Genomic DNA, 23016 nt, shown 5'->3' with positions numbered 1-23016 from the left:
ATGAACTTCACACTATCATTTTCTGAGCTAATGCCATTAGCTCCTGTGATGATTGTTGCTTTAACAGCAATCATCGTAATGATTTTGACTGCAATCAAACGTAATCATAATTTGATTGCGACAGTATCTGTTATCGGTCTTAACCTTGCATTGTTGAATATTCTATTCACGTTGTTTACAGGTTCTCAGATCTCACCAAATGTCATGAACCTATTTATGGTTGATGCTTTTGGTCTGTTCTATCAAGTGATTATTTTGATTGCTGCATTGGCTTGTTGCACACTGTCACATGCATATATCGAAACCTATAAAGATAATCGTGAAGAACTTTATCTATTAATGTTGATCTCTGTTTCAGGGGCAATGTTAATGGTAACAAGTTCACACTTTGCATCATTCTTCATTAGCTTAGAGTTAATGTCGATTCCAGTGTACGGTCTGATTGCTTATACCTACCAACGCGGTAAGTCACTCGAAGCGGGTATTAAATATCTTGTACTTTCTGCAACTGCTTCTGCAATGTTGTTGATGGGTATGGCTTATGTTTACTCAGTTCTAGGTTCATTATCATTTGCGGGGCAAGTGGATGATATGTTCTGGGCGTTAACTAAGTCTCAAGATCCTCAATTGATGATGGCGCTGCAATCTTATATTCCTCAATTTGGTGAGAAACTTACCACTGTATTTGGAATCTTAGGTCTTGGTTTAATCATCGCAGCTGTTGCATTTAAATTGTCTTTAGCGCCATTCCATAAATGGACGCCAGATGTGTATGCAGGTGCTCCAGCACCAATTGCAACATTCCTTGCTACTGTAGCTAAAGTTGCAATGATTGGTTTATTCGTACGTTACTTACTGTCTTCAGGTGTAATTGGTATCGAATCGATCAAAACGATTTTGATCGTCATTGCAGTGTTATCAATCTTGATTGGTAACATGCTTGCAGTGAAACAAGTGAACTTAAAACGTATTTTGGCATACTCGTCAATTGCGCATTTTGGTTACTTATTCCTTGCTGTTGTTACGACATCTTTCTTAAGCTTAACGTCAGTAAGTTTATATGTATTAACGTATGTATTAACGACGATTGGTGCGTTTGGTGCTGTAGCGTTGATGTCTAGCCCATACAACAACAATGACGAAGCAGAATCACTTGCAGACTACCGTGGTCTATTCTGGCGTCGTCCAGTATTGACGGCAACACTGACTGTGATGATGCTATCTCTTGCAGGTATTCCGTTAACTGCAGGCTTCATCGGTAAATTCATGCTGATCATGACAGTTGTGTCTGAAGCACATTGGTTCTTCGCTGCGATGATCATTGTGGGTTCTGGTATTGGTCTATACTATTACCTACGTGTCATGATCGTCATGTATATGACGCCACCAGACACTCCACGTATTGATGCTGATAAACATTGGGGTCAAAAAGTGGGTGGTATTATGGTATTGCTTGCTGCGCTTGCAGTGCTTGTAATCGGTGTATATCCAGATCCAGTCATTGCGATGGCAAATCAAGCACAATTGATCGCGCCATTACATATCGTTCTTCAATAGTTGATCGATTAATCTAAAAAAACTATTGTTGTTAACAAAAAAAGCCCTCATTCATTGAGGGCTTTTCTTATTTCTTATATTAAAAACATTTATAATAGACAGAATTTACATTTATGCTTCAGGTGTTCTCCCGTGCCAATCCAAGAAATTCGTCATCCGCTCATTCGTCATAAATTAGGTTTATTACGCCGTGCAGATATCAGCACGAAGAACTTCCGTGAGTTAGCGCAAGAAGTCACAATGTTACTGACTTACGAAGCAACCAAAGATTTACCTGTTGTAGATCACGAAATTAATGGCTGGAATGGCCCGGTGACAACACAGCGTATTGCAGGTAAAAAAATTACTGTTGTACCAATTTTACGTGCTGGCATTGGTATGCTTGATGGTTTCTTAAATCTTATTCCAAGTGCAAAAGTTTCTGTTCTTGGTTTAGAGCGTGATGAGGAAACATTAGAAGCACGTACATACTATAAGAAATTGGTACCTGACGTACAAAACCGTATAGCGATGATTATTGATCCAATGCTTGCGACTGGATCATCATTGGTTGCTGCTATTGATGTCCTTAAAGCGAGTGGTTGTAAAGATATCCGAGTGATGGTTTTGGTTGCAGCACCAGAAGGCATTAAACGTGTGGAAGAAGCACATCCTGATGTTGTCATTTTTACCGCAGCTGTAGACAACGGTTTAAACGAGAATGGTTATATCGTTCCGGGTCTTGGGGATGCTGGCGATAAAATTTTTGGTTCTGTACAAAAAGATTAAAATTTGATTAAATTATAGAGGAGGCTAAGGCCTCCTTTTTTATTAAGATTTTGATTCAACGATAAATTTAAAAAACTAATTACTAAGAATCAATCTTTTTTATGCTGGGGAAATAACATGTTTTACAGGGGTGTTTTACATTCGTACGACCCTGCATTGAAAGCAGGAATTATCAAAATCAATGATCATGATTTTGATGTACATTTCGTATTGAATGACATGGCAAATTCCAGTATCGCGCCTCAAATTGGTGAGCGTGTGAAATGTATCGTGGTCGATAAAGACGACCAACGTCATGCAAAATTTATCGTGCGGTTAGACAATAAACATGCACGCGTCGAACAACCCTTGAATCAACTTTTTTATCGTGCGCACGAAGATTTAGAAGGTGAGTCTAAGAAGTTTGAACAAGAGCTAGATGAGCTGATCGAAAAGCGTCTTGCAGATCAGGAAAGTACGCTTGACTCACAAACACAAATCCAAGATTTTGAACTAAATTTTAATACACTGAGTAAAGAATCAATCGTGTTGGATGGTTCTGGTGCTGAACATCATGCAGATCAAGTTTCAGATCCAGTATCTAAAATTTCCTTAGGTGAACCTCTTGAGGAAGAGCAAATTAAAGAAATGCTCGAATCAAAGCCAAGTCGCCGTGTGCCAGTCTTAGATGAGTCAGCTGTCGTACCACTTACGAAAGTTCAACCTTTGAATGAGAGTGCGCCTGAAGAGAACGTAGATGATCATCTACCCGAGCCAACCCATGCAAAAGGGCGCCCACCAAAAGTTGTACGTAAAGAACTCCCTGATGTTAAAACGCATTTTCAATTAAAATTTAATGCGCAAAAATTCATTACGAGTTCGCGTGTTGATGAATTCGGAGCTGATAAAAAATCAAAGAAAAAAGCCAAGAAGATAAAAGATCCAAACAAGCAATTTAATCCATGGATATTTGCAAGTATTGTCCCTATTTTAGTGTTCATTAATCTGGGTGTTTGGGGATTTCAAAAATATGAGCAATACAGAGAAGAGCAAGACGCAAAAGCAAAAATTTATGCGGTAGAACAAGAACACATTATCAAAGAACAAAAGAAAGAAGCTGAGAAATAAAAAAAGCTCCAATGAGGAGCTTGTTTTATTAAGCATCACAGAATTTCATAAAGGCTTTTAAACCAGGTCCCTGATATTTTTGACGGTGTACTAACATAAATAAAGGACGTGTGAGTTGCCAGAACGGCGTTTCTAAAATCACCAGTTGCTCTTTTTCTCTTAATGGTTCAATGGCTAATTTTGAAATACATGACATGCCTAAACCACCAGCAACAATTTTCAAAATAGCTTCATTATGACCCAAAGTTAAACGAATATTGGCATTCGGTAAGTCTTGCAGGATTGCGTTGTCAAAGACTTCACGAGTCCCTGAACCTTCTTCACGTAAAATCCATTCAGCCTGTTTAAAGTCTTCAATGGTCAGAGGGCGGTCTAATTTCGCCAAAGGATGGTCTGGTGAGCAACACACAGCAAGCTCATCATCACGCCAGTGGATCGATTGTAATTGAGGTAAGTGACATGAACCTTCAATAAGGGCTAAATCAAGTTGGAATTGATTAACAGCTTCAATCATTTGACGCGTATTGCCCACTTGAAGTTGCAAATGTGCTTGTGGTTGTAATTGAAGAAAATCAGCCATTAAATCAGGCATCAAATAATCACTAATGGTCAAAGTCGCCCCAATACGGAGATCAATACTTTGAAGCTCGCCTTTTGCCGCTTGTTCAAATGATTCACATCGACCTAAAATTTCAAGCGCCTGTGGAAGTAAAAAACGACCCAAGTCATTCAGTTGTAATCGTTTTCCTAAGCGATCAAATAATGGTGCACCGAGACCATCTTCAAGATCTGCTAACGCCATACTTGCAGCACTTTGTGTGAGTCGTACAGCATCACTTGCTTTAGTTACCGTACCCTCTTGAGCGACAGCTACGAAAACAGCCAGTTGGCGTAATGTCATGCGCATGAATGAAGCCTTAATGTGAAAAAATATTAATAAATTATATTGTCATGCTACCATGAGCGCAGTCTGTCATGCCACGTAGAAATTATGTCAATTGAAAAATTTAGCGTAGAAAAAGTCCTTTCTGTACATCGTTGGACCAACACTTTATTTAGCTTTACCATGACGCGTCCCGCACATTTTAAATTTACCGCAGGGCAGTTCGCGCGTATTGGTTTGAAAGTTGGCGATGATTTGGTGGTACGTGCGTATTCTGTCGTTTCATCGCCTTTTGATGAAACCTTAGAATTCTTTTCAATTGTTGTACCAGATGGTGCTTTTACATCAAATTTACAACATCTCAAAGTTGGTGATGAACTTTATTTGGAAAAGATTCCTTATGGATTTTTGACGTTAGCACGTTACCAGTTACCTATGCCAAATGACCTGTGGTTATTGGCGACAGGCACGGGGCTCGCACCATTTATTTCTATGTTGCAAGACTTTGAAGTATGGCAAAAATATAAAAATATTCATTTGGTTTACAGTGTGAGAACAGCAAGTGAATTGGCTTACGTAGACCGAATTCAGGAAGTCGCGGATACCTTTGGTGAAGGTCATACAGGATTTAAATTTGTGCCAATTATTACACGTGATCCAAATGCACCATTGCATGATCGATTGCCAGTATTGATCGAAAATAGAGCGTTAGAGAAAACCGTTGGTCTCGATTTTAATCCGCAAACGTCACATATCATGCTGTGTGGGAATCCCCAAATGGTTGAAGATACAAAAGAGGCACTGAAAGCCCGTGGCCTGACCATGAATCGCCGTGGTGAAGGAAATATTGCAGTAGAGAACTATTGGTAAGTCCTAATCACCCTCTCTCTTTGGGTGAGGGAATTATGGCAAAAAACCTCCATCTCGGAGGTTTTTTTTCTAAATTACATAGGAATACTATGCGACATACTTAATGGACAAACATATCCATAAATTCACGAATCTCTTGAATCGCAGTATCTACATCACTCGTGAGCCAAGTCGGTTCAAATAAACCTGCATAATGCTCCAAACGATCGTGTGGAACCACTAAACGAATTGGGCATTCTTCTTCGAGTAAACGCCAAGGAATAATGGGTACTTCATTATCTAAGAAGCAAGCGATGTTACGAATGTCGATGATCATGCCGTTGACACATTCAGGAAAGGGCATCACCGAAAACTCTTCAGTGCGACGGCGGAAATACTCTAAGTCACCCCACTTCAGCACATAGCTTGGTTTCGTAAACTCAATAATTCCAATCAAATGCCCATCACGGGTATGATGCAAAGAACAGGCATGAGTGACATCTGTGTCTAAATCTAAAGAGACACTTTGTCGGCGATAGGTCATACAGATCGACAATAAAAATGAGGAGGGTGCATATTATACTCTATTTTGCATCACAGCTCATGTGCTTTGATCAGTACGAATTGATAATGTTTTTTCACACAAAACAACATGATAGATTGCTAGTATAAAAAATCATCAAAATACATAAGAGGGGCATCATGGTAGATCAATCCAATCATCCGACCCATAATGATCAAAAGAAGAAAAGTAAGATCCCAGTGTATATTCTGATTATCGTTGGTATTTTTTTAGCAGCCTTCATTTTCTATATGCTCGCTGATCGTGAACCAACACCAGGTCAAATTCCTGCTGATACGAGTATTCCTGCAACTCAAGATAATGCAGATACAGCAACGGCAACAGATTCAGCAGTGGATAATACCGTTACTGCGGTCGCAAACGATCAATAAACCACTACACTTTTCATGTTTAAACCCAGCTTAGGCTGGGTTTTTTCTTGATTTGCAACAATGTGTTGTATTTATGATGCTTTGAGTTGATTAAAAAATATTCGAAATTTATGGTGTGATGACGCGATCGAAAAATGATCTAGGGAAAAGAATTAAATCAATCGTAATTCAGAACACTTAACATAAGAAGAGGCGTAACCAATGAATGATGAATATAACGGCTTCACTCGAAATGGGGGCTTTGATGCAATGTATTATTGGGAGCAATTCCAACCAATTATTGCTGCAGTGGCCATTTTACTCATAGGATGGATCATCGCTTTAATCGTTGCCGCAGGGGTTAAGAAGGTACTTGCAAAATTAAATACCAATCAAAAATTGAGTAACGCGACAGGACATCGCTCAAATATAGAAAATATCATCTCCAGAGTCGTTTTCTGGCTGATCCTCATTATTGCTGTTATCGGTTCACTCAACGTTTTAAACCTGACCAGTGTGAGTGGTCCGTTTAGTAATATGGTTCAACAATTCTTACTATTTATCCCACAATTATTGGCTGCAGTAGCAGTTGGTTTTATTGGGTGGATCGTAGCAAATTTGGTCAAAGTTGGATTAACTCGACTACTCAGTCGTACACAATTGGATGAAAAGCTCAGTCAAGACGTTGGTGTGAGCTCATTTAGCCAAAATATCAGTGAAATTGTTTACTGGCTCATTTTATTGCTGTTCTTACCGATCGTGCTGTCTATTTTGGGCTTAAATGGTTTGTTATATCCAGTTCAGAATATGGTGACTGAAGCCGTTGCATACTTGCCGAATATCTTTATGGCAGGTGTGATTTTATTTGTTGGTTACATTTTGGCAAAAATTGTACGCGGTATTGTCGAAGGACTACTTTCAAGTTTGAATGTTCAACAGCAAGCTGAAAAAATCGGAATTTTTAAAAATTCCAATCTGCCTAAGCTATTAGGATCATTTGTATTTGCCTTAGTAATCATTACTTCACTGATTATTGCGTTTGAGGCTTTGGGTGTAGACGCGATTTCACAACCAGCAACAGCAATGTTGTATGAAATTATGAATGCAATTCCGCATATCATCGCAGCAGGTTTAATCCTGATCATTGCTTATGTGGTCTCACGTTTCGTATCTAATCTTGTGGTTGAAGTAATCGCTGGGACAGGTATTGATAACATTCCTCAAAAGCTCGATATGCAACGCTTTTTGGGTCAAACCAAAATATCAAAAGTTGTCGGTCATTTGATTGTATTCTTCACCATGCTCTTTGCGGTGTCTGAAGCTGCGAATCGTTTGGGCTTCGATCAAATTAGTGATTTGATTGCGATGTTCATTTATTTCGGAGCGAATGTACTTTTAGGTGCAGTTATCCTCGTCATTGGTTTCTGGTTAGCAAATCTTGTTGCCAATGTGGTGAAGCGTGGTGAGACCAATAGCGCACATTGGTTAGCGAATCTTGTCCGAGTACTGATCATTGGTTTAGTCGTGGCAATGGGCTTGCGTGCAATGGGAATCGCTGACTCAATCGTAAACTTAGCCTTTGGATTAACACTTGGAGCGGTTGCTGTCGCTTTTGCGCTTGCTTTTGGTCTAGGTGGTCGCCAACCTGCAGAGCGATTGTTGACTGACTTAATCGATAAAGCGAAATCTGACGCGAATAAGCCAAGACCAAATCAGCCTGAACAAGTCACTCCACCACTTACTGAGCAAATGGATGCTTCAACTGTTGCGGAAGAATATCAAGACGAAGACATTCCACCCACGCAAATTGATGTAGAGGCACCAACTCAAACATTGAATAATCCTTATGGATCTACAGGAGAGTCGGATCAAAATATACCATCAAAAAATGACCCTAAATAACATGTAAATTTGTGTCGGGATCAGTCAGCATGGTTTGGCTGATCCTCATGAAAAAGAGTAAAAATTATGAGTAAGAAATTTAATAAATTATTCGCCCCAATAGTGATTGCGGGTATCACCGTGGGTTTTTTAGCAAGCGCTTACCGCTTTGTTTTTGCAAATTCAAAAGCTACTGAAAACAACAGACTCAATACACCATCTATTGATGATGCAGTAACAGATCCAACCACACAAATGCTTGATTCAACTGATACCAACGCCCAAAGACCCTCATAAATTGCTGCATTTAGAAAAGATAAATGAATAATGAAGCATTCAATTGATCAATAGGGATGATAGTCAAAGAGGGCAAAGGATGCCCCCTTTAATGAAAAAATGAACAATACTCGTTGTTAATTAGACATACTCAGATGCAGCATGTGCAGATGACCAAGCCCATTGAAAGTTAAATCCACCTAAATGGCCAGTTACATCGAGTATTTCTCCGACGAAGAAAAGCCCTTTTTGCTTTTTACTTTCCATTGTTTTTGAGGAAACTTCAGCGGTATCAACTCCACCTAAAGTCACCTCAGCCGTACGGTAACCTTCAGTACCAGAAGGCTTAACTTCAAATGCATGAAGACGCTGGGCAATCGCCTCTAGCTTCTCATCACTGATATTCCCGATTGATATTTCAGCTTGATCCATCCAAATCAACTGTTGCAATTCAACTACGACACTCTTGGGTAAGTGTTCAGCGAGTAAGGTGCGGAGTAACACTTTAGGTTGATTTTGTTTTCTAGTTTTAAAAAAATCCAAGAGATCAAGACTCGGTAAAAAGTCGACTTTAAAACTTTGACCCACATCCCAATAGTTTGAGAGCTGTAAAGAACTTGGACCACTTAAACCACGGTGCGTAAACAAGAGTGCTTCAGTAAAGCTATTGAGATGATTGCTTAATGTCGCTTCAACAGCATTGCCACTGAGTCGTGTCGTCACTTCTTTGAAACCATCAGAAAAAGTAAAGGGGACTAGACCTGCACGAGTCGGATAAACATAGTGTCCAAATTGTTTAGCAATCTCATAGCCAATGCCTGAGCCTCCAAGCGTCGGAATTGAGAGACCACCAGATGCGACCACGACAGATTCAACTTCAAAATAACCTAAATTGGTTGCTACTTGAAAACCGTGCTCCTCAAGGGCATTGACGGCTTTCACCTCGCAACTGGTTTTGATGTCGACTAGACCAGTTTTGTCACATTCAGCAAGTAACATGGCTAAGATTTCTTTCGCGCCGTTGAGGGTAAAGAGCTGACCGTGTTTACGTTCTTCGTATTCAATGCCATATTCGCAGACCAAGCCAATGAAATCCCAATTGGTATAACGAGTGAGTGCTGAGATAACAAAATGCGGGTTATGTGAAATATAGTTGTCAGGCTCAACATACAGATTGGTAAAGTTACATTTACCGCCACCTGACATGAGAATTTTTTTCCCTACTTTATTGGCTTTTTCAACCACCACGACACGACGCCCACGTTGAGCAGCCATATATGCGGTCATTAAACCAGATGCACCCGCACCTATTACTAAAACATCGTATTGCTTGGAAGACATGAAAATAATCAAAAAACGAAACAGCGCAATTATAACGGTAAATTAAGATGAACTGAGCATTATCGGATTAATTCAAGCGAACAGAAGCAGAAGCAAGATCAACTAAATCGTTCGACCTTGAAGCCCGCCCGAATGAATGACTAAAACTTTAGCGTTTTTGGGGAAATAGTTTTGTTGTATAAGATCATGAATGCCAAACATCATTTTTCCTGTATAGACTTGTTCAAGTGGAATACGGTATTCATATTCAAACTTTTCAATAAATTGAATCAGTTCAGGTCGAGTTTTGGCATAGCCTCCGAAGCAATAATCATCAGTGATATGCCAGTTGTTTTTACCCGTCAGTAGTTTTACTTCATCATTCAGAAAATTGCCTTTTAATGCAGAAAATCCAATAATTCTTTGACGGTTTAAACTGCGCTCAATCAATCCTGAAATCGTACCGCCTGTTCCGACAGCACAACAAATGAAGTCAAAGGTCTGATCAGCATCTTTTAAAATTTGTTGAGTGCCCTGAATGGCAAGCGAGTTGGTGCCACCTTCTGGAATTAAATAACTTTCAGGAAAGCGTTGCGCTAAGTGAGCTAAAAACTCAGGATCATTTTTGTGTCGATATGCTTCTCGTGAGATAAAATGCAGCGCCATACCAAAACGTTCTGCGGTGGCGAGGGTGTGATTGCGGGCTGAGTTTTTGAGTTCTTCACCACGAATGATCCCAATAGACTGAAAGCCAAATTGATGCGCAGCAAACGCTGTGGCGGCAATATGATTTGAATAAGCCCCACCAAAGGTCATTACATTTTGAAAGCCTTGACGTTTTGCCTCAATAAAATTGTATTTCAGTTTATAAAACTTATTTCCAGAGATATGTGGATGAATTTGGTCTAAACGGCGAACTGTGATGTTTAAACCATTTAAAGAAATTTCCTGATCTTGAACCTGTTGGGCAATCGTATCAAACATAGTGCGAGCATTTGGTTTTTTAACAGTATAGCGGATTTCGAATCTTAGCTCTTACTCGGAGAAATTGAAAAACAGTGAAAAAAATATGTTTAAAAAATAATCAGAAGTGCTAATCTGAAAGAAAACGGAATTTTGGGAGGGTGGCATGAAGCAATCTCTATCCATTTTATTATTGGGTTTGTTTGTTTTAACGGCCTTAGGCTGTGAGCAGGATTTTCTAAACAAACCAAAAACTGAAGCACGAAGTATGATTATTGCTGGCGTACCTGTACAAGAATGGGACTATCGTCTGTCTCCGCACGAAACTGCATATAATGAAGCACTGTCAGATGATGATTAGCATGACTTGGCTATTTTTATAAAATCAATTGTATTTAATTTATACAGTAAACTAATTCGCTAAAAATAATGAAATAAATAGTGAATAATTTTAATATTTAAAAAAATCACTCAAATAATTAGGGAAATATTCATAAGGCTTCCAAGTAGAATAACGCGATAAATCAATCATCTACTATGGAATTAATGTGGAATCAATTTGGATTTTAGGTTCGATTGCAGCAGCACTTTTACTGGGCGCAATGAGTCCGGGGCCGACTTCAATCTATGTCGCTAAAAATTCAATCGCTATTTCGCGTAAACATGGTTTATTTACTGCACTGGGAACTGGTCTCGGTGCTGCAATTTTTGGTTTATTGGCAGTATTAGGTTTACAGGCATTCTTACTTGCAGTGCCTTCAGCATATTTGGCTTTGAAAATCTGCGGTGGATTATATTTATTGTTTTTGGCTTATAAAATCATTAAACATGCCAAAGATCCAATCGAAGCTGATCATTCTGCATCGCATCCGATGAGTTTACGACGTGCATTTACCACAGGCTTAATTACTCAATTGTCGAATCCTAAAATTGCCATTGTACTTGCCAGTATTTTCACAGCTTTATTACCCAAAGAGATTCCGTTGTATTTTTACTTTGTGTTACCAATGCTGTGCTTTTTTATCGATGCTGGTTGGTGCTCGTTGGTGGCGGTTGCTTTATCAGCAGAAAAGCCACGTGCGGTGTATTTAAAATTTAAGAAAGTATTTGATCGTGGTGCGGGCATTGTGATGTCTGTACTCGGATTGAAGTTGATTTTTGGTGTGAGGTAGATCACATTTTTAATATTGTCTAACAATTTTTATGATCTGACCTGAATTCACATTTGCCAGTCCTGATCAGCTATAAAGAACTGAGGAGAGGTTGTTTAGGGTGTAAACATCTCTCATTGTTTGTGAGTTTGTTATGTATTCTCTCCTCAGTAGTCATTCAAAAAATAAAAGTCTACAACAAAAGTTCTACTATCAATTGGGTCAAATGGCCAAAAACCTTTTGGGTGCAGTAGAGCCAGAAGAACAAGCACTGTTACCACGCGAATATAATTTAGACGCCCATGTTTTTCATCGTCAATTCGCGAGTACGCATTATGGAATTATGATTCCAGATTTGCCTGAGCCTTTTCGATATCTGTCCTATGCTTCTGTCATTGGTGATGTCGGTGCAAAGATAACGCATTTACCCAAGTCGATATCGGGTCTGAGTCCTGAAAATACCGCTACTTTGGTCCATGGAACAGCCTTATCGACAGATGAAGAAGCCTTTCGCATTTATAATATTCAAGACGAAATTGTATTCCATCAAAAGCCATTTAAGGTTGAGTTTGGTCGAGAATCTTTCCTTGCTGAAATTGAAGGGAGTTATCATCTAGTATCTGAACGTGATGATCTGCAAGTTGATCTTTGGTTAACCCCAACGCCTGCCATTACGTGGTTTGCACATAGCATGTTATATCAGCACTTTAGTGTATTGATGCAATATGACGGTCATTTGACCCAACATGGAAAACGTGTTGAAGTTAAAGGACTATGTACACTGGAACATTGGAAAGCAGTCTCAAGCTCAATGTTGCCGAGTCCCATTAAACCGACCACAGGATTGGTGCCGTTAGACAGTTTTAGTTATCAAGTCATCAACATAGATGATGAGTCACAATTGGTCTTGGCCTATATCGGTTTTGCAGGTGAACCGACTTATACCGCCGTGTCTTATCGCCATATTGATGGTACCTCTATCCAATATGATGGTGAGGTTGCTTTTCAAGTGATTGCATTAAAGCCTGATCCGAAAATAACACCTGACGGTTTTGAAATGGAGGTGCCTCAGTCTTTTAGATGGATTGCACATCATCAAGGTGAGAAAGTGTTAGATATTCTTGCGGTGGCAGATACGGAATATTGTTATGGTTTAGCCGCAGGTTATGTAAGTTCTTATCAGTGGAGTGGTTTGCTGAATGGAACTGAACGTAAGGGGCGAGGTTATGTTGAATATATCGACCGAAGACAGAACGTAAATTTAGACACCTAATTTTTGATTTAAATACGCCCTTAAAAAAAGCCTCTAAACGTATTAGAGGCTTTTTAAAATCTTATTTCTTACATTCAGGCTGTGAACGGTCAATTACTTGTGTACCTTCTACACGATAACCAATTTGACCAACAATGAATGCTTGATTCAATTGAGTGATCACCACATCAGAAAGAGCCACAGCGCAACGGTTTTTTTCAATAGCACGATCTACAGCAGTTTTAAAGTTTGGAACCCCTAAAGGGAACAAGACAACTGGGACCTTATCTTCACCTGTTACACGTTCACCTTTCACAAACTGATTTGAGTTAAGATTGTAGTTTTTAGTTGAAGCAACTGTCATATCAGCCATACGAACTGAACAGCCTGTCGCCAATACTGAAGTTGCTGCGATAATTGAAATTAATAATTTTTTCATTAGTTTACCCCCGTTTTTAAGCGAGGGAACTTTAAATAAAAATACTTGAAATTTCAACCATTACGTGACCTTAGTTTAATCTTTAAAGTGAACCGGTATCCATTGGTAGCTTTGTCCATCTTTGGAATAAATGTGCCCAAGCCCCGGGAAGGGTAAATGCGGTGCTGCAATCAACTGTCCATCTTTGGCATATTCAGCAAAATGTTTTAAGCGAGTTTGTATTGCCGTTTGTGGGTCTAGATCAAACTCAATTGCTGTTTCAGGTTTGTCGAACTGCAAGGTATGTGAATGTACGATGTCACCAATAAATACCACGTCCTGACCATCAGTTTTCAGTTTAAAACTGTAATGTCCCGGTGTATGTCCAAAAGAAGGTTTAAATTCGACATCGCCAAAGCGTAAAGATTTATCTGAAAAGACTTTAATCTTTTTGGCTTTTTCATACGGTGTAAGAGCTGCTTTGATTTTTTCGACTGTACCTAGGAAACCAGCTTGTTTCTCTTTTGGTAGTTTTTTAACGGTATTTGGACTCATCCAGTAATCGTATTCAGTTTTGGCAATATGCAGGGTGGCGTTTGGATAATTCGCTACGCCGTTGTTTGAGATACCGCAAACATGGTCAGGGTGTAAGTGAGTGAGGAAAATACCATTCACTTGCGTAGGCTGATAGCCCGATGCTTTGAGGTTGTTATAGATTGAACCTAAGTGTGTGCCAAAGCAGCTAGCAGCACCGCTGTCGACCATCAGCAGTTGGTTGCCTGTATTGATGAGAAAGGCGTTGACTGAGGTTTGGATGCCTTTGTCATTGACCGCAGCATATTTCTTTAAAATCGCAGTTTTTTCACTGTCGCTTAAGCCTTTAAACATGGATGGATTAAGGTAGTTTGTACCATCGAGTAGGGCTGTGATTTGGGTATTGCCGATTTGGTGATGGTAGTAGCCCGCAACTTGTTTTTGAGGTTGTACTGTTGATTCAGTAGCCTGAATACCAAAAGAAATGGTGGATAGAGATAGTGCTAGACAAGTGTATTTTATAAGTTTCATCGCTATTTATAGTCATCAGGTCGATATTTTATTTTTAGCACAATTTTTTATTGTTTTCATTGCAGCTTTTACAGCAATAAATCGCATAGGTGAATTATAAAAAGACTAATCAATGAAACATGATTAGCACACAAGCGGGACGAACTCATGGCTAGATAGAAACACAATTGGTGAAATGAAAATAAGGAAATAAAAATGTCGACGATGCGTGCAGTTGTCTATTATGGTGAAAATGATATTCGTTTTGAAGAGCGTCCAAAACCACAAGTGATTGATCCCACAGATGCTGTAATTAAAATTGTGAAAACCACGATTTGTGGGACAGATCTAGGGATTTGGAAAGGTAAAAACCCTGAAATTGAAGAAACTGCAAAACAAAAAACAGGCAGTTTTAATGGTCGTATTTTAGGGCACGAAGGCATTGGTATTGTTGAAGAGGTAGGCAGTGCTGTAAAAAACTTTAAAAAAGGTGACCGTGTCATTATCTCTTGTGTCAGCCGTTGTGGTACCTGTGAAAACTGCCAAAAGCAGTTATATGCTCATTGCCGTAATGAAGGCGGTTGGATTATGGGTTATATGATTGATGGTACACATGCCGAATATGTACGTACCCCATTTGCAGATACCTCACTGTATCCACTGCCTGAAAGCTTAAATGAAGAAGTTGCTGTTTTCCTTTCTGATGTATTGCCAACAGCACATGAAATTGGTGTGCAATATGGTGATGTAAAACCAGGTGATGTGATTGCAATTGTCGGTACAGGTCCAATTGGTATGGGTTGCTTGTTAACCTCACAGTTCTATTCACCTTCGCAAATTATTGCAGTCGATATGGACGATAATCGCCTTGCCTTAGCCAAAGAGCTAGGTGCAACCCACACCATTAACTCAGGTAAAGAAGATGCGGTAAAACGCATTTTAGAGTTAACTGATGGTCGTGGTGTGGACTGTGCCATGGAAGCCGTAGGGATTGAAGCTACATGGAATATTTGTCAAAACGTGGTTAAAGAGGGTGGACATATTGCCAACGTAGGCGTGCATGGTAAATCGGTGAATTTTGAGCTAAACAAGCTTTGGATTAAAAACCTGACCATTACCACAGGGCTTGTGAACGCTAATACTACAGGTATGCTGCTTAAAACCTGTTGTTCAGGTAAGTTACCGTTAGAAAAACTAGCAACGCATCATTTTAAATTTGATGAGTTTGAAAAGGCATATGACGTGTTTAAACATGCTGCTGATGAAAATGCCATGAAAGTGATGATTGAAGTGGATTGAGCCTTTTTGAACTTTAATAAGAAGCCTCTATTAATTAGAGGCTTTTTGACTTTTACAGGAATGGGGGGAATCTAACGACATTGTTTAAAATCTTTATGGCTTATAAAATGTACAATTAACCAATAGGAACATTGTATGAGCGAACTGAAATATTCAGGAAAACCTCTAGCGTATTTAGATCAAAATATTTTAGATGCCTTTTTAAAAGCAGATGATAAGGATAAAAGTTTCATTGAGGGGTTCTTATCAAAAGTTCAAGTCGTATATTCTGATATTACTTTGCAAGAAATTCATGTGTCAGGATTAAAAAATATAGATTATACAAAATCTTTTTTACAACTTTTGATGGATATAAATGCTCATCATATTTCTATGCAGATAGATCAAAATTGGAAACCATTAGATGCTATAAGAGGATCATCAAATTCAGCATTTCATCACTATCAATTATTTTTAGAAAATAGACAATACGATGAATTAATACACGAAGGAAAAATGAACCTATTTGCGTTATATGGGGGAGTTAAAGATTTTGATCAATTAAAGGTTAAACAAATTAGTAATCAAAATGAGTTGTTAAATGATTTGGAAAGGCAGTTACATGATTTAGAGAAGTTAGGTACTAGTGATCCCATTATTAACTATTTTATAAAAGAAAAAGAAGGTGAATTACAAATTTTAAAATCCCAAATGCCTAATTTTGAAGAAGCGGTAATTTTTACAACAGAAAAATTAGCAGAAGCTAATGCTGAAACAGATGCGCATCTAGCATTTAGAAAGCAATTAGGGATAAATATTGATAAGATAAAAGAAATAGAATCTCCTAATGTTATAGAAAAAATTTGGAGATATATTCAAAGTAATAATGATGCTTTAGAAAAAATAACATTTGATTATTTTTGTCAAATCAGCTCAGATCTTAATGATTCTAATAGAAAATTAACTGATTTTGAAAAAATTCACTCTATTTATACTATATTAAATCTAATTGGTTATATGCCAGAAAAGAAAGTAAAAAACGAAAAGAAGTTCACTGCATCTGATAGAGATATTTCACATGTTGCTTATGCAAGTTATTGCCATTATTTCATAACTAATGATGAACGATTAGGGAATAAAAGCAGAGCTATTTACGAATACTTAAATATTCCAACAGAGGTTATAGAAATACCATTATTCAAAAAAGCCCCTACGATGTAGAGGCTTTTTATCATCTTAATCTAAAAAATTAAGACACTTTATCACCCGGTTTAGCACCAGTTTCAGGTGAAATCACCCAAACGCCGTCGCCATTACCCGCAGCGAGTACCATACCGTTAGAAATGCCAAAACGCATCTTACGTGGTGCAAGGTTTGCCACCATCACCACCAATTTGCCTTTAAGGTCTTCAGGCTTATAGAACTCACGAATACCGCTGAATACGTTGCGTGGCTCAGCTTCACCAACATTTAAAGTCAATTGAAGAAGTTTATCCGAACCTTCAACGTGAGCGGCTTCTAAAACTTCAGCCACACGCAGGTCAACTTTCATAAAGTCTTCGATGCCAATAATTTCAGCTTCACCCACTTTCGGTTCAGCTTTTTTCTCTTTGGCTTTTTCTTTTTTCTTTTCAGCTTTTGGTGCTTCAGCAGGGGCAGTTAAAGAATCTTTAGATGCATCCACCATGGCAGCAACCGCTTTCGGATCAACACGTTGCATCAATGGTTGGAACAATGCAATTTCATGTGCAACCAAGATTTGCTTACGAGATTCAAAGTTGAAGCTGTCAAGCTGTAAGAACGCTTGAACTTGTTCTGCCAATGTTGGCAATACAGGCGCAAGGTACACCGCCAATTGACGGAATAGGTTAATACCCACTGAACACACATCATGAACTTGTTGTTCTTCACCTTCAATCTTCGCTAAAGCCCAAGGCTTTTTCTCATCGATGTATTGGTTGGCTTTATCTGCAAGCGCCATGATATCACGAATGGCAGTTGAGAATTCACGTGATTCGTATGCTTGCGCAATTGAATCACCTGCATCAATAAAGCTTTGAACCAACTCAGGCTCTGCACACGTTGCAGAAAGCTTGTTATCAAATTTCGTGTTGATAAACTTGGCACAACGGCTTGCGATGTTTACCACTTTACCGACTAAATCAGAATTTACTTTCTGAACAAAATCATCAAGATTCAAATCAGAGTCTTCAACTTTATCAGACAATTTAGATGCAAAGTAATAACGTAAATATTCAGGGTTTAAATGCTCTAAATACGTTTCCGCTTTAATGAACGTACCACGAGATTTAGACATCTTCTGACCATTTACAGTCAAGAAACCGTTTACGAATAGGCTTGTCGGTGTACGGTAGTTGGCACCTTCAAGCATTGCAGGCCAGAACAATGCGTGGAAATACACGATGTCTTTACCAATGAAGTGATACACCTCATTTTTAGAATCTTTTTTCCAATAGTCATCAAAGCTTAAGTCAGGACGTTTAGTTTTGATGTAATTTTCAAAGCTCGACATATAGCCGATTGGCGCATCCACCCAAACATAGAAGTATTTGTTTGGAGCATCAGGGATTTCAAAACCGAAGTAAGGCGCATCACGAGAAATATCCCAATCCGACAAACCTGCTTCAAACCATTCATCTAACTTGTTGGCAATCGACACAGGTAAACGACCTTCGTCACGTGTCCATTTTTGTAGGTATTCACCAAAGTTAGGTAGTTTAAAGAAGTAGTGATCTGAAGATTTCTCAACAGGAGTCGCACCGCTCAAAGTTGATTTTGGATTGAGTAATTCAGTTGCGTTGTAGGTTGTGCCGCAGACTTCGCATGAGTCGCCGTATTGATCTTCCGCTTTACATTTCGGGCAGGTGCCTTTAATAAAACGGTCTGATAAGAACATGCCTTTTTCAGGGTCAAACAATTGCGTTACAGGGCGCACCGCAATATTGCCTGCTTCACGGTTCTTAATATAAATCTCAGAAGCGCGAGCTTGGTTTTCAGCGCTGTTGGTTGAATCGTAATGATCGAAATCAACCTTGAAGCCGGCAAAGTCACGCTCATGTTCTTTTTGTACATTGGCAATTTGCTGTTCTGGAGTAATACCGTTGGCTTCAGCACGTAGCATAATTGCTGTGCCGTGAGCATCGTCCGCGCAGACATAAGTCACGTTATGACCCATTGCACGCATCGCACGTACCCAAATATCTGCTTGGATATAACCGAGTAAGTGACCCATATGGATCGGGCCATTGGCGTATGGAAGGGCGTTAGTGACTAAGATATTACGCACGGATCTGACTCTCTCATTCGTATTTTATGCAATGGGCGATAATTTTACATGAGATAGGCGAGACTTGCATGAGCCTTTTGATGAATTCTTATTTATTAACAAAGTTAGAGCACGTGGAAAGGCTACTTTGTTACAGACTTATCAGGGATAATAGATATCCTGCTATTCACCTGAGTGTTTGACCATGTATGACGATTTTGATGATTATGAAGATGAGCAACCTGTAAAACGCATCAAATTGAATGTGCAGGGCTTACCAACTCTGGGTAAGCAAATTCTTAATCAGGCACAGGATTATCTTGATCAAATCTCACAAGGCGAACATACACTTTTAGTCAATCATTTACGTGAACTTGCCCAGCAAGATGAATATTTTAATGTGCTTGCCGATCAGTTGGATCAACCTGTCGGTTCGAAAGTTGCCAATGATGCGTTAAACCTGATGCACTTTTGGCAACAAATTCATGCTTATGAAGATGTGCAAAGTTTTAACTTACTTGATGTTATTAACAAGGAAGCTTTTCAAAAAGATGTGTTGACCGCTTTCGATGCTATGCAGATCGATGAGCAGAATAAAGCCTTGCGTCGTCCTGTGATTATCGAAGCTTTTAAAATGTATAAACTCGGCTGTTATGCAGGTTGTGTGCCTTTACTCTATGCACAGTTGGAAGGGCTGTTGACAGATGTACTGATTCAACAAGCATTCTTAAAACAAAACGGCACCAAGTTTGTCGATGTCTACAAAATTGTGCCAGGTCTAAAAGGCAATGAAATTAAGAGCCTTTGGCATAAATCCAAGATTGCCATTGAGCTTAATCCATACTTTGCAGAACTCGCGGCTTATAAAATGGATTCAAGCTCGAATGTGACTGCGACACGTCATAATATTTTGCATGGCACGGATGTCGAGCATTTCACACAAGCACGAAGCTTTATTTTATTTATTTGGTTGTTTTCTGCATTGAACTTTATGTCGAGTATTCGCTCCTAAATTCATCATTTTCAAATCAAAAGTTACAGCGTATTGTTGTTCTACATCATCATGTGAGAAATTGTAGTGATTCGAAACATTTACGATGAGCACTGCAAATCTTCGATATAACTAAGATTCACTATCAAAGCGATAAAGAGGATTGAAGATGTCGAATAATAAAATTGATGACTTAAAAAACAAAGCTTCAGAACTCGGCGATGATCTGAAATTGAAGGCGAAAGAAGCTGAGCTGAAAGGCGAGAAAGCATTGGATCAAGTGAAGCATGGTGCAGCAGAAGCCAAGCTTGAAGGTGAAAAAAAACTGAATGATCTTAAACATGATACGCAGCAAAATTCTTCTGAAGCGCATTCAACTTTAGATGATTTAAAACATAAAGCTGTAGATTTAAAAGAGCAAGCAGCAGATAAATTGCATGACCTGAAAGATCAAGCGAGTGAAAAATTTGCGGATCTTAAAGCAAAAGCATCAGAGAAAATTGATCAACTGAAAAAGTAAATTGATCACAAAAAAGCTCATCATCAGATGAGCTTTATTTTTTAATTTTTTCTAATCCATTCGATTTTTCTAATTTCATTATTCACCACAGTAAAGGTGTAAATCAGATCATGAAATTCGTAGGTATAGCTATACGCCATAAAACGATTTTTTCCTTCTTTCCATTCATAATTTTGTGTTGAAGTCGGCGTCTGCTTCATGTGTGAGCTTAATTTTGCATAAGAGTCACCTAAGCTGATGATTTGTCCAGAAGGAGTACGAAAACTTCGGGATTCATTGGCGGCATAGCCTAAAATTGGTAGAAGCAGCATTGTGCTCATTAAGGCAGTTATTGAGCGTGTTTTTAATTTAAGTTTCAGATTTCTTTGTTTTAAAGACATATCGAAGTGTTATCTTGGTTTTATATTCTTTTCAATTTTAATTTGAAAAATTCTCTATTGTGTTGCTATTTGTTGAAAGCATGAATCACTTGCAACATGAATCAAGGCGTTTAACAGTGAAATCAAGTTTATAGCCTGTAACAATGACAGCATTCGCAATACGCCAATAAAAATAATAAAAAAGGTGACTAATTTAGTTGGAATTCGACTAACATATTTCTAATCAAACGGGGATCAATATATTGTTGCTTAACCTTGTTGATATTTCTCGTTAAACTATTCCTTTATCAGTTTCTGTCCAGACTTGGAGTACGGTATGTCGTGGCTTTCTTCACTCAAATCTGTTTTTTCACCCTCAAAGGAGGTGAATGAAGAGGCTGTACAACACGTATTACAACACTACGTTTTGCCGAATTCTGACAATTTTTTGAAAGATCGAATCACACAGGTCAATGTTGAAGGTGATGTACTGCAAATTACCATTAATACCGTGCCAAGTGAAAAAGATCAGTTACAGCAAATTCACGATGAACTTGCTGATGCTTTGGAAAAGTGTGGGATTAAAGAGCTGAATATGCATGTCATTCAGCAAAAAACAGGCAGTCATGCTCAACAACAAGGTGGTTGTGGGCACAACCATGCAGCAGATGAAAGCTGTTCAAGCAAAAAAGCTGATGCCCCAAAATCTAATCTGCCTCCTGTTGTAGATGCATCTGCAAGCCAAGATGCGGTAAAACAAGCGAATGCGAATTACCAACCTCAACAAGAAGAAGCACCGATTCAAAAAGCTGCACCACAGCAACGTGATGTACCTAAGCATCCACGTATCCAGAACGTGATTTTAGTTTCGTCAGGTAAGGGTGGTGTAGGCAAATCAACCACTACGGTCAATTTAGCTTTGGCATTACAAAAGCTCGGGCTAAAAGTAGGTGTATTGGATGCAGATATCTATGGTCCAAGTATCCCAACGATGCTTGGCAATGCCGGTAAAACCCCAATGATCGAGGCAGAACATTTTGTACCGTTGGATGCTTTCGGTATGGCAGTGTTGTCGATTGGTCATCTGACAGGAGATCACAATACTCCTGTGGCTTGGCGTGGTCCAAAAGCAACAGGCGCATTGATGCAACTGTTCAACCAAACCCTTTGGCCTGATCTTGATGTATTAATGATCGACATGCCACCAGGAACAGGGGATATTCAATTAACTCTGGCACAACGTATTCCAGTGACCGGTGCAGTGATCGTGACGACACCACAAAATGTCGCATTGATGGATGCGACCAAAGGTATTGAATTGTTTAACCGCGTTCAAATTCCTGTGATGGGGGTGGTGGAAAATATGTCGACACATATTTGTTCAAACTGTGGCCATGAAGAGCAAATCTTCGGTACTGGTGGTGGTGATAAGTTATCGGAACAATACGGTATTCCATTACTTGGACGTTTACCATTGAATGCGAAAATCCGAGAGCATGCCGATGAAGGTAAACCATCTGTATTGATTGGTGATGATGCAGCAGATAGTTATATTGAAATTGCACAGAAGATTGCAGCTGCATTGCCTAAAGCTGAAAAAGATCAAAGTCGGATTTTCTAAGTATTTGAAAAGACTCGATGTTAAACCTGTCTAAGTCTGACTTAGGCAGGTTTTTTGTTGACCGTTCGTCGTTTTAGGATTATTTACTCTAATTTTTCTACCTAAAATATTTTGTGAAATTTCACGTTATATGGGTATAGAAATGCGTTCAATCACTGCAATGAAGATGGTTATGATTTCTCTCATTCTGTCAACGACAGCTTCTGCTGCCATTATTCCTTATGTTGATTATCCTGAAGAATTCCAAAAGAAATCTTTAAATATTCAGGTTCAAGAAGCTGAACAACAGTCAAATTAATGCTTGAACTCAGCATCACAGCGTGAATGGACTGTGATGCTGAATTTCATCGATGAAGAACGTGCTATAAGCATTTTTGCAAGAGTACATCATGTTTGTCATTTCGATTACATCGTGTGACTTCAGAGTTATAATTTAAATGACAAACTAACCTGATGAAAAATATTGCAAAAAAAATTGTGTTTCATTCTTGAGAAATTTTCACACAAATAATATTTTGCCAATTGAAATAATCCTGATTAATCTGAGCGCATTATCAGC

At 38.9% G+C, this 23016-nt stretch carries 24 protein-coding genes; 16 read left to right on the top strand and 8 right to left on the bottom strand.

The genetic code is table 11. From position 1 onward, the window contains the following. The 3 genes from nuoN to AC1M9M_RS10970 all read left to right on the top strand — a co-directional run bounded on the left by nuoN (position 1) and on the right by AC1M9M_RS10970 (position 3432). Positions 1–1557 carry an NADH-quinone oxidoreductase subunit NuoN gene (gene nuoN / locus AC1M9M_RS10980; RefSeq protein WP_481589068.1) on the top strand — a complete coding sequence of 519 codons (1557 nt, stop codon included), beginning with the start codon at positions 1–3 and terminating at the stop codon, positions 1555–1557. A gap of 132 nt (positions 1558–1689) precedes the next feature. Beyond that, a complete protein-coding gene (gene upp / locus AC1M9M_RS10975) occupies positions 1690–2325 on the top strand; it encodes a uracil phosphoribosyltransferase (protein ID WP_035267277.1) in 636 nt (211 codons plus the stop codon). Positions 2326–2442: 117 nt separating this feature from the next. After that, on the top strand, positions 2443–3432 hold the full coding sequence (locus AC1M9M_RS10970; protein ID WP_481591595.1) for a hypothetical protein: 990 nt from the start codon (positions 2443–2445) through the stop codon (positions 3430–3432). Between the two features lie 28 nt (positions 3433–3460). Here AC1M9M_RS10970 and gigC read toward each other — a convergent pair whose 3' ends face one another. Further along, on the bottom strand, positions 3461–4339 hold the full coding sequence (gene gigC, locus AC1M9M_RS10965; protein ID WP_180028048.1) for a LysR family transcriptional regulator GigC: 879 nt from the start codon (positions 4337–4339) through the stop codon (positions 3461–3463). A gap of 84 nt (positions 4340–4423) precedes the next feature. Here gigC and AC1M9M_RS10960 point away from each other — a divergent pair, with 84 nt between their 5' ends. Continuing rightward, complete coding sequence (locus AC1M9M_RS10960; protein ID WP_481596342.1) at positions 4424–5185, top strand: ferredoxin--NADP reductase; 762 nt, start codon at positions 4424–4426, stop codon at positions 5183–5185. Positions 5186–5285: 100 nt separating this feature from the next. On the opposite strand, the gene AC1M9M_RS10955 is transcribed toward AC1M9M_RS10960, so the two are convergent. Then, positions 5286–5708: a hypothetical protein gene (locus AC1M9M_RS10955; RefSeq protein ID WP_481591597.1), complete on the bottom strand. Its 423-nt coding sequence runs from the start codon at positions 5706–5708 to the stop codon at positions 5286–5288. A 158-nt stretch (positions 5709–5866) separates the two neighbouring features. On the opposite strand from AC1M9M_RS10955, the gene AC1M9M_RS10950 reads away from it, so the two are divergent. The 3 genes from AC1M9M_RS10950 (at position 5867) to AC1M9M_RS10940 (ending at position 8275) form a co-directional block, all read left to right on the top strand. Continuing rightward, positions 5867–6118 carry a hypothetical protein gene (locus AC1M9M_RS10950; protein ID WP_481596341.1) on the top strand — a complete coding sequence of 84 codons (252 nt, stop codon included), beginning with the start codon at positions 5867–5869 and terminating at the stop codon, positions 6116–6118. 201 nt (positions 6119–6319) lie between these two features. Next, positions 6320–7999, top strand: coding sequence for a mechanosensitive ion channel (locus tag AC1M9M_RS10945; protein WP_481596340.1), 1680 nt, complete (start codon positions 6320–6322; stop codon positions 7997–7999). A gap of 66 nt (positions 8000–8065) precedes the next feature. Then, on the top strand, positions 8066–8275 hold the full coding sequence (locus AC1M9M_RS10940; protein ID WP_092766956.1) for a hypothetical protein: 210 nt from the start codon (positions 8066–8068) through the stop codon (positions 8273–8275). Positions 8276–8395: 120 nt separating this feature from the next. Here AC1M9M_RS10940 and AC1M9M_RS10935 read toward each other — a convergent pair whose 3' ends face one another. Together AC1M9M_RS10935 and AC1M9M_RS10930 are read right to left on the bottom strand one after the other, a co-directional pair. After that, positions 8396–9595, bottom strand: a complete 1200-nt coding sequence (locus AC1M9M_RS10935; protein WP_481596339.1) for a BaiN/RdsA family NAD(P)/FAD-dependent oxidoreductase — start codon at positions 9593–9595, stop codon at positions 8396–8398. 102 nt (positions 9596–9697) lie between these two features. Further along, positions 9698–10558 (bottom strand): 1-aminocyclopropane-1-carboxylate deaminase/D-cysteine desulfhydrase, encoded by an 861-nt coding sequence (locus AC1M9M_RS10930; RefSeq protein ID WP_481596338.1) that lies wholly within the window; start codon positions 10556–10558, stop codon positions 9698–9700. Positions 10559–10703: 145 nt separating this feature from the next. Here AC1M9M_RS10930 and AC1M9M_RS10925 point away from each other — a divergent pair, with 145 nt between their 5' ends. The 3 genes from AC1M9M_RS10925 to AC1M9M_RS10915 all read left to right on the top strand — a co-directional run bounded on the left by AC1M9M_RS10925 (position 10704) and on the right by AC1M9M_RS10915 (position 12961). After that, a complete protein-coding gene (locus AC1M9M_RS10925) occupies positions 10704–10898 on the top strand; it encodes an NF038215 family lipoprotein (RefSeq protein ID WP_481596337.1) in 195 nt (64 codons plus the stop codon). A gap of 187 nt (positions 10899–11085) precedes the next feature. Beyond that, on the top strand, positions 11086–11709 hold the full coding sequence (locus AC1M9M_RS10920; protein ID WP_481596336.1) for a LysE family translocator: 624 nt from the start codon (positions 11086–11088) through the stop codon (positions 11707–11709). Between the two features lie 133 nt (positions 11710–11842). Beyond that, the gene (locus tag AC1M9M_RS10915) at positions 11843–12961 is read left to right on the top strand and encodes a DUF6670 family protein (RefSeq protein ID WP_481596335.1); all 1119 of its coding nucleotides are present in this window, start codon (positions 11843–11845) and stop codon (positions 12959–12961) included. A 61-nt stretch (positions 12962–13022) separates the two neighbouring features. On the opposite strand, the gene AC1M9M_RS10910 is transcribed toward AC1M9M_RS10915, so the two are convergent. Together AC1M9M_RS10910 and AC1M9M_RS10905 are read right to left on the bottom strand one after the other, a co-directional pair. Next, entirely contained in the window at positions 13023–13379 is a 357-nt protein-coding gene (locus AC1M9M_RS10910; protein ID WP_035267298.1) for a hypothetical protein, read from the bottom strand. Positions 13380–13454: 75 nt separating this feature from the next. Continuing rightward, positions 13455–14423 carry an MBL fold metallo-hydrolase gene (locus tag AC1M9M_RS10905; protein WP_481596334.1) on the bottom strand — a complete coding sequence of 323 codons (969 nt, stop codon included), beginning with the start codon at positions 14421–14423 and terminating at the stop codon, positions 13455–13457. Positions 14424–14618: 195 nt separating this feature from the next. Between AC1M9M_RS10905 and AC1M9M_RS10900 the strand changes: the two genes are divergently transcribed. Both AC1M9M_RS10900 and AC1M9M_RS10895 read left to right on the top strand, forming a co-directional pair. Next, positions 14619–15701, top strand: a complete 1083-nt coding sequence (locus AC1M9M_RS10900) for a zinc-dependent alcohol dehydrogenase family protein (protein WP_481596333.1) — start codon at positions 14619–14621, stop codon at positions 15699–15701. Between the two features lie 135 nt (positions 15702–15836). Further along, entirely contained in the window at positions 15837–16901 is a 1065-nt protein-coding gene (locus AC1M9M_RS10895) for a hypothetical protein (RefSeq protein ID WP_481596332.1), read from the top strand. 28 nt (positions 16902–16929) lie between these two features. On the opposite strand, the gene metG is transcribed toward AC1M9M_RS10895, so the two are convergent. Next, positions 16930–18987, bottom strand: a complete 2058-nt coding sequence (gene metG / locus AC1M9M_RS10890) for a methionine--tRNA ligase (RefSeq protein ID WP_481596331.1) — start codon at positions 18985–18987, stop codon at positions 16930–16932. 184 nt (positions 18988–19171) lie between these two features. Between metG and AC1M9M_RS10885 the strand changes: the two genes are divergently transcribed. Together AC1M9M_RS10885 and AC1M9M_RS10880 are read left to right on the top strand one after the other, a co-directional pair. Further along, positions 19172–19978: a hypothetical protein gene (locus AC1M9M_RS10885; protein WP_481596330.1), complete on the top strand. Its 807-nt coding sequence runs from the start codon at positions 19172–19174 to the stop codon at positions 19976–19978. A gap of 148 nt (positions 19979–20126) precedes the next feature. Further along, on the top strand, positions 20127–20477 hold the full coding sequence (locus AC1M9M_RS10880; RefSeq protein WP_092766966.1) for a hypothetical protein: 351 nt from the start codon (positions 20127–20129) through the stop codon (positions 20475–20477). 41 nt (positions 20478–20518) lie between these two features. Here AC1M9M_RS10880 and AC1M9M_RS10875 read toward each other — a convergent pair whose 3' ends face one another. Further along, the gene (locus AC1M9M_RS10875) at positions 20519–20788 is read right to left on the bottom strand and encodes a hypothetical protein (protein ID WP_481596329.1); all 270 of its coding nucleotides are present in this window, start codon (positions 20786–20788) and stop codon (positions 20519–20521) included. Between the two features lie 385 nt (positions 20789–21173). On the opposite strand from AC1M9M_RS10875, the gene apbC reads away from it, so the two are divergent. Both apbC and AC1M9M_RS10865 read left to right on the top strand, forming a co-directional pair. After that, positions 21174–22457, top strand: a complete 1284-nt coding sequence (gene apbC, locus AC1M9M_RS10870; protein ID WP_481596328.1) for an iron-sulfur cluster carrier protein ApbC — start codon at positions 21174–21176, stop codon at positions 22455–22457. 142 nt (positions 22458–22599) lie between these two features. After that, entirely contained in the window at positions 22600–22755 is a 156-nt protein-coding gene (locus AC1M9M_RS10865; RefSeq protein WP_179999384.1) for a hypothetical protein, read from the top strand. Positions 22756–23016: the final 261 nt, after the last annotated feature.

The organism is Acinetobacter sp. ANC_7503 (assembly GCF_056780035.1).
The sequence above is the reverse complement of the archived record's forward strand: the minus strand, read 5'-3'. Positions and strand labels throughout refer to the sequence as shown.

What these genes read in the sequence shown, in the direction of transcription:
- AC1M9M_RS10875 (WP_481596329.1), bottom strand. Translation starts at nt 20,788, where the DNA reads ATGCTGCTTCTACCAATTTTAGGCTATGCCGCCAATGAATCCCGAAGT.
- AC1M9M_RS10895 (WP_481596332.1), top strand. Translation starts at nt 15,837, where the DNA reads ATGAGCGAACTGAAATATTCAGGAAAACCTCTAGCGTATTTAGATCAA.
- AC1M9M_RS10910 (WP_035267298.1), bottom strand. Translation starts at nt 13,379, where the DNA reads ATGAAAAAATTATTAATTTCAATTATCGCAGCAACTTCAGTATTGGCG.
- AC1M9M_RS10945 (WP_481596340.1), top strand. Translation starts at nt 6,320, where the DNA reads ATGAATGATGAATATAACGGCTTCACTCGAAATGGGGGCTTTGATGCA.
- AC1M9M_RS10900 (WP_481596333.1), top strand. Translation starts at nt 14,619, where the DNA reads ATGTCGACGATGCGTGCAGTTGTCTATTATGGTGAAAATGATATTCGT.
- AC1M9M_RS10930 (WP_481596338.1), bottom strand. Translation starts at nt 10,558, where the DNA reads ATGTTTGATACGATTGCCCAACAGGTTCAAGATCAGGAAATTTCTTTA.
- apbC (WP_481596328.1), top strand. Translation starts at nt 21,174, where the DNA reads ATGTCGTGGCTTTCTTCACTCAAATCTGTTTTTTCACCCTCAAAGGAG.
- AC1M9M_RS10925 (WP_481596337.1), top strand. Translation starts at nt 10,704, where the DNA reads ATGAAGCAATCTCTATCCATTTTATTATTGGGTTTGTTTGTTTTAACG.
- AC1M9M_RS10970 (WP_481591595.1), top strand. Translation starts at nt 2,443, where the DNA reads ATGTTTTACAGGGGTGTTTTACATTCGTACGACCCTGCATTGAAAGCA.
- AC1M9M_RS10880 (WP_092766966.1), top strand. Translation starts at nt 20,127, where the DNA reads ATGTCGAATAATAAAATTGATGACTTAAAAAACAAAGCTTCAGAACTC.
- AC1M9M_RS10940 (WP_092766956.1), top strand. Translation starts at nt 8,066, where the DNA reads ATGAGTAAGAAATTTAATAAATTATTCGCCCCAATAGTGATTGCGGGT.
- AC1M9M_RS10960 (WP_481596342.1), top strand. Translation starts at nt 4,424, where the DNA reads ATGTCAATTGAAAAATTTAGCGTAGAAAAAGTCCTTTCTGTACATCGT.
- AC1M9M_RS10915 (WP_481596335.1), top strand. Translation starts at nt 11,843, where the DNA reads ATGTATTCTCTCCTCAGTAGTCATTCAAAAAATAAAAGTCTACAACAA.
- nuoN (WP_481589068.1), top strand. Translation starts at nt 1, where the DNA reads ATGAACTTCACACTATCATTTTCTGAGCTAATGCCATTAGCTCCTGTG.
- AC1M9M_RS10935 (WP_481596339.1), bottom strand. Translation starts at nt 9,595, where the DNA reads ATGTCTTCCAAGCAATACGATGTTTTAGTAATAGGTGCGGGTGCATCT.
- AC1M9M_RS10950 (WP_481596341.1), top strand. Translation starts at nt 5,867, where the DNA reads ATGGTAGATCAATCCAATCATCCGACCCATAATGATCAAAAGAAGAAA.
- AC1M9M_RS10955 (WP_481591597.1), bottom strand. Translation starts at nt 5,708, where the DNA reads ATGACCTATCGCCGACAAAGTGTCTCTTTAGATTTAGACACAGATGTC.
- AC1M9M_RS10905 (WP_481596334.1), bottom strand. Translation starts at nt 14,423, where the DNA reads ATGAAACTTATAAAATACACTTGTCTAGCACTATCTCTATCCACCATT.
- AC1M9M_RS10885 (WP_481596330.1), top strand. Translation starts at nt 19,172, where the DNA reads ATGTATGACGATTTTGATGATTATGAAGATGAGCAACCTGTAAAACGC.
- gigC (WP_180028048.1), bottom strand. Translation starts at nt 4,339, where the DNA reads ATGCGCATGACATTACGCCAACTGGCTGTTTTCGTAGCTGTCGCTCAA.
- AC1M9M_RS10865 (WP_179999384.1), top strand. Translation starts at nt 22,600, where the DNA reads ATGCGTTCAATCACTGCAATGAAGATGGTTATGATTTCTCTCATTCTG.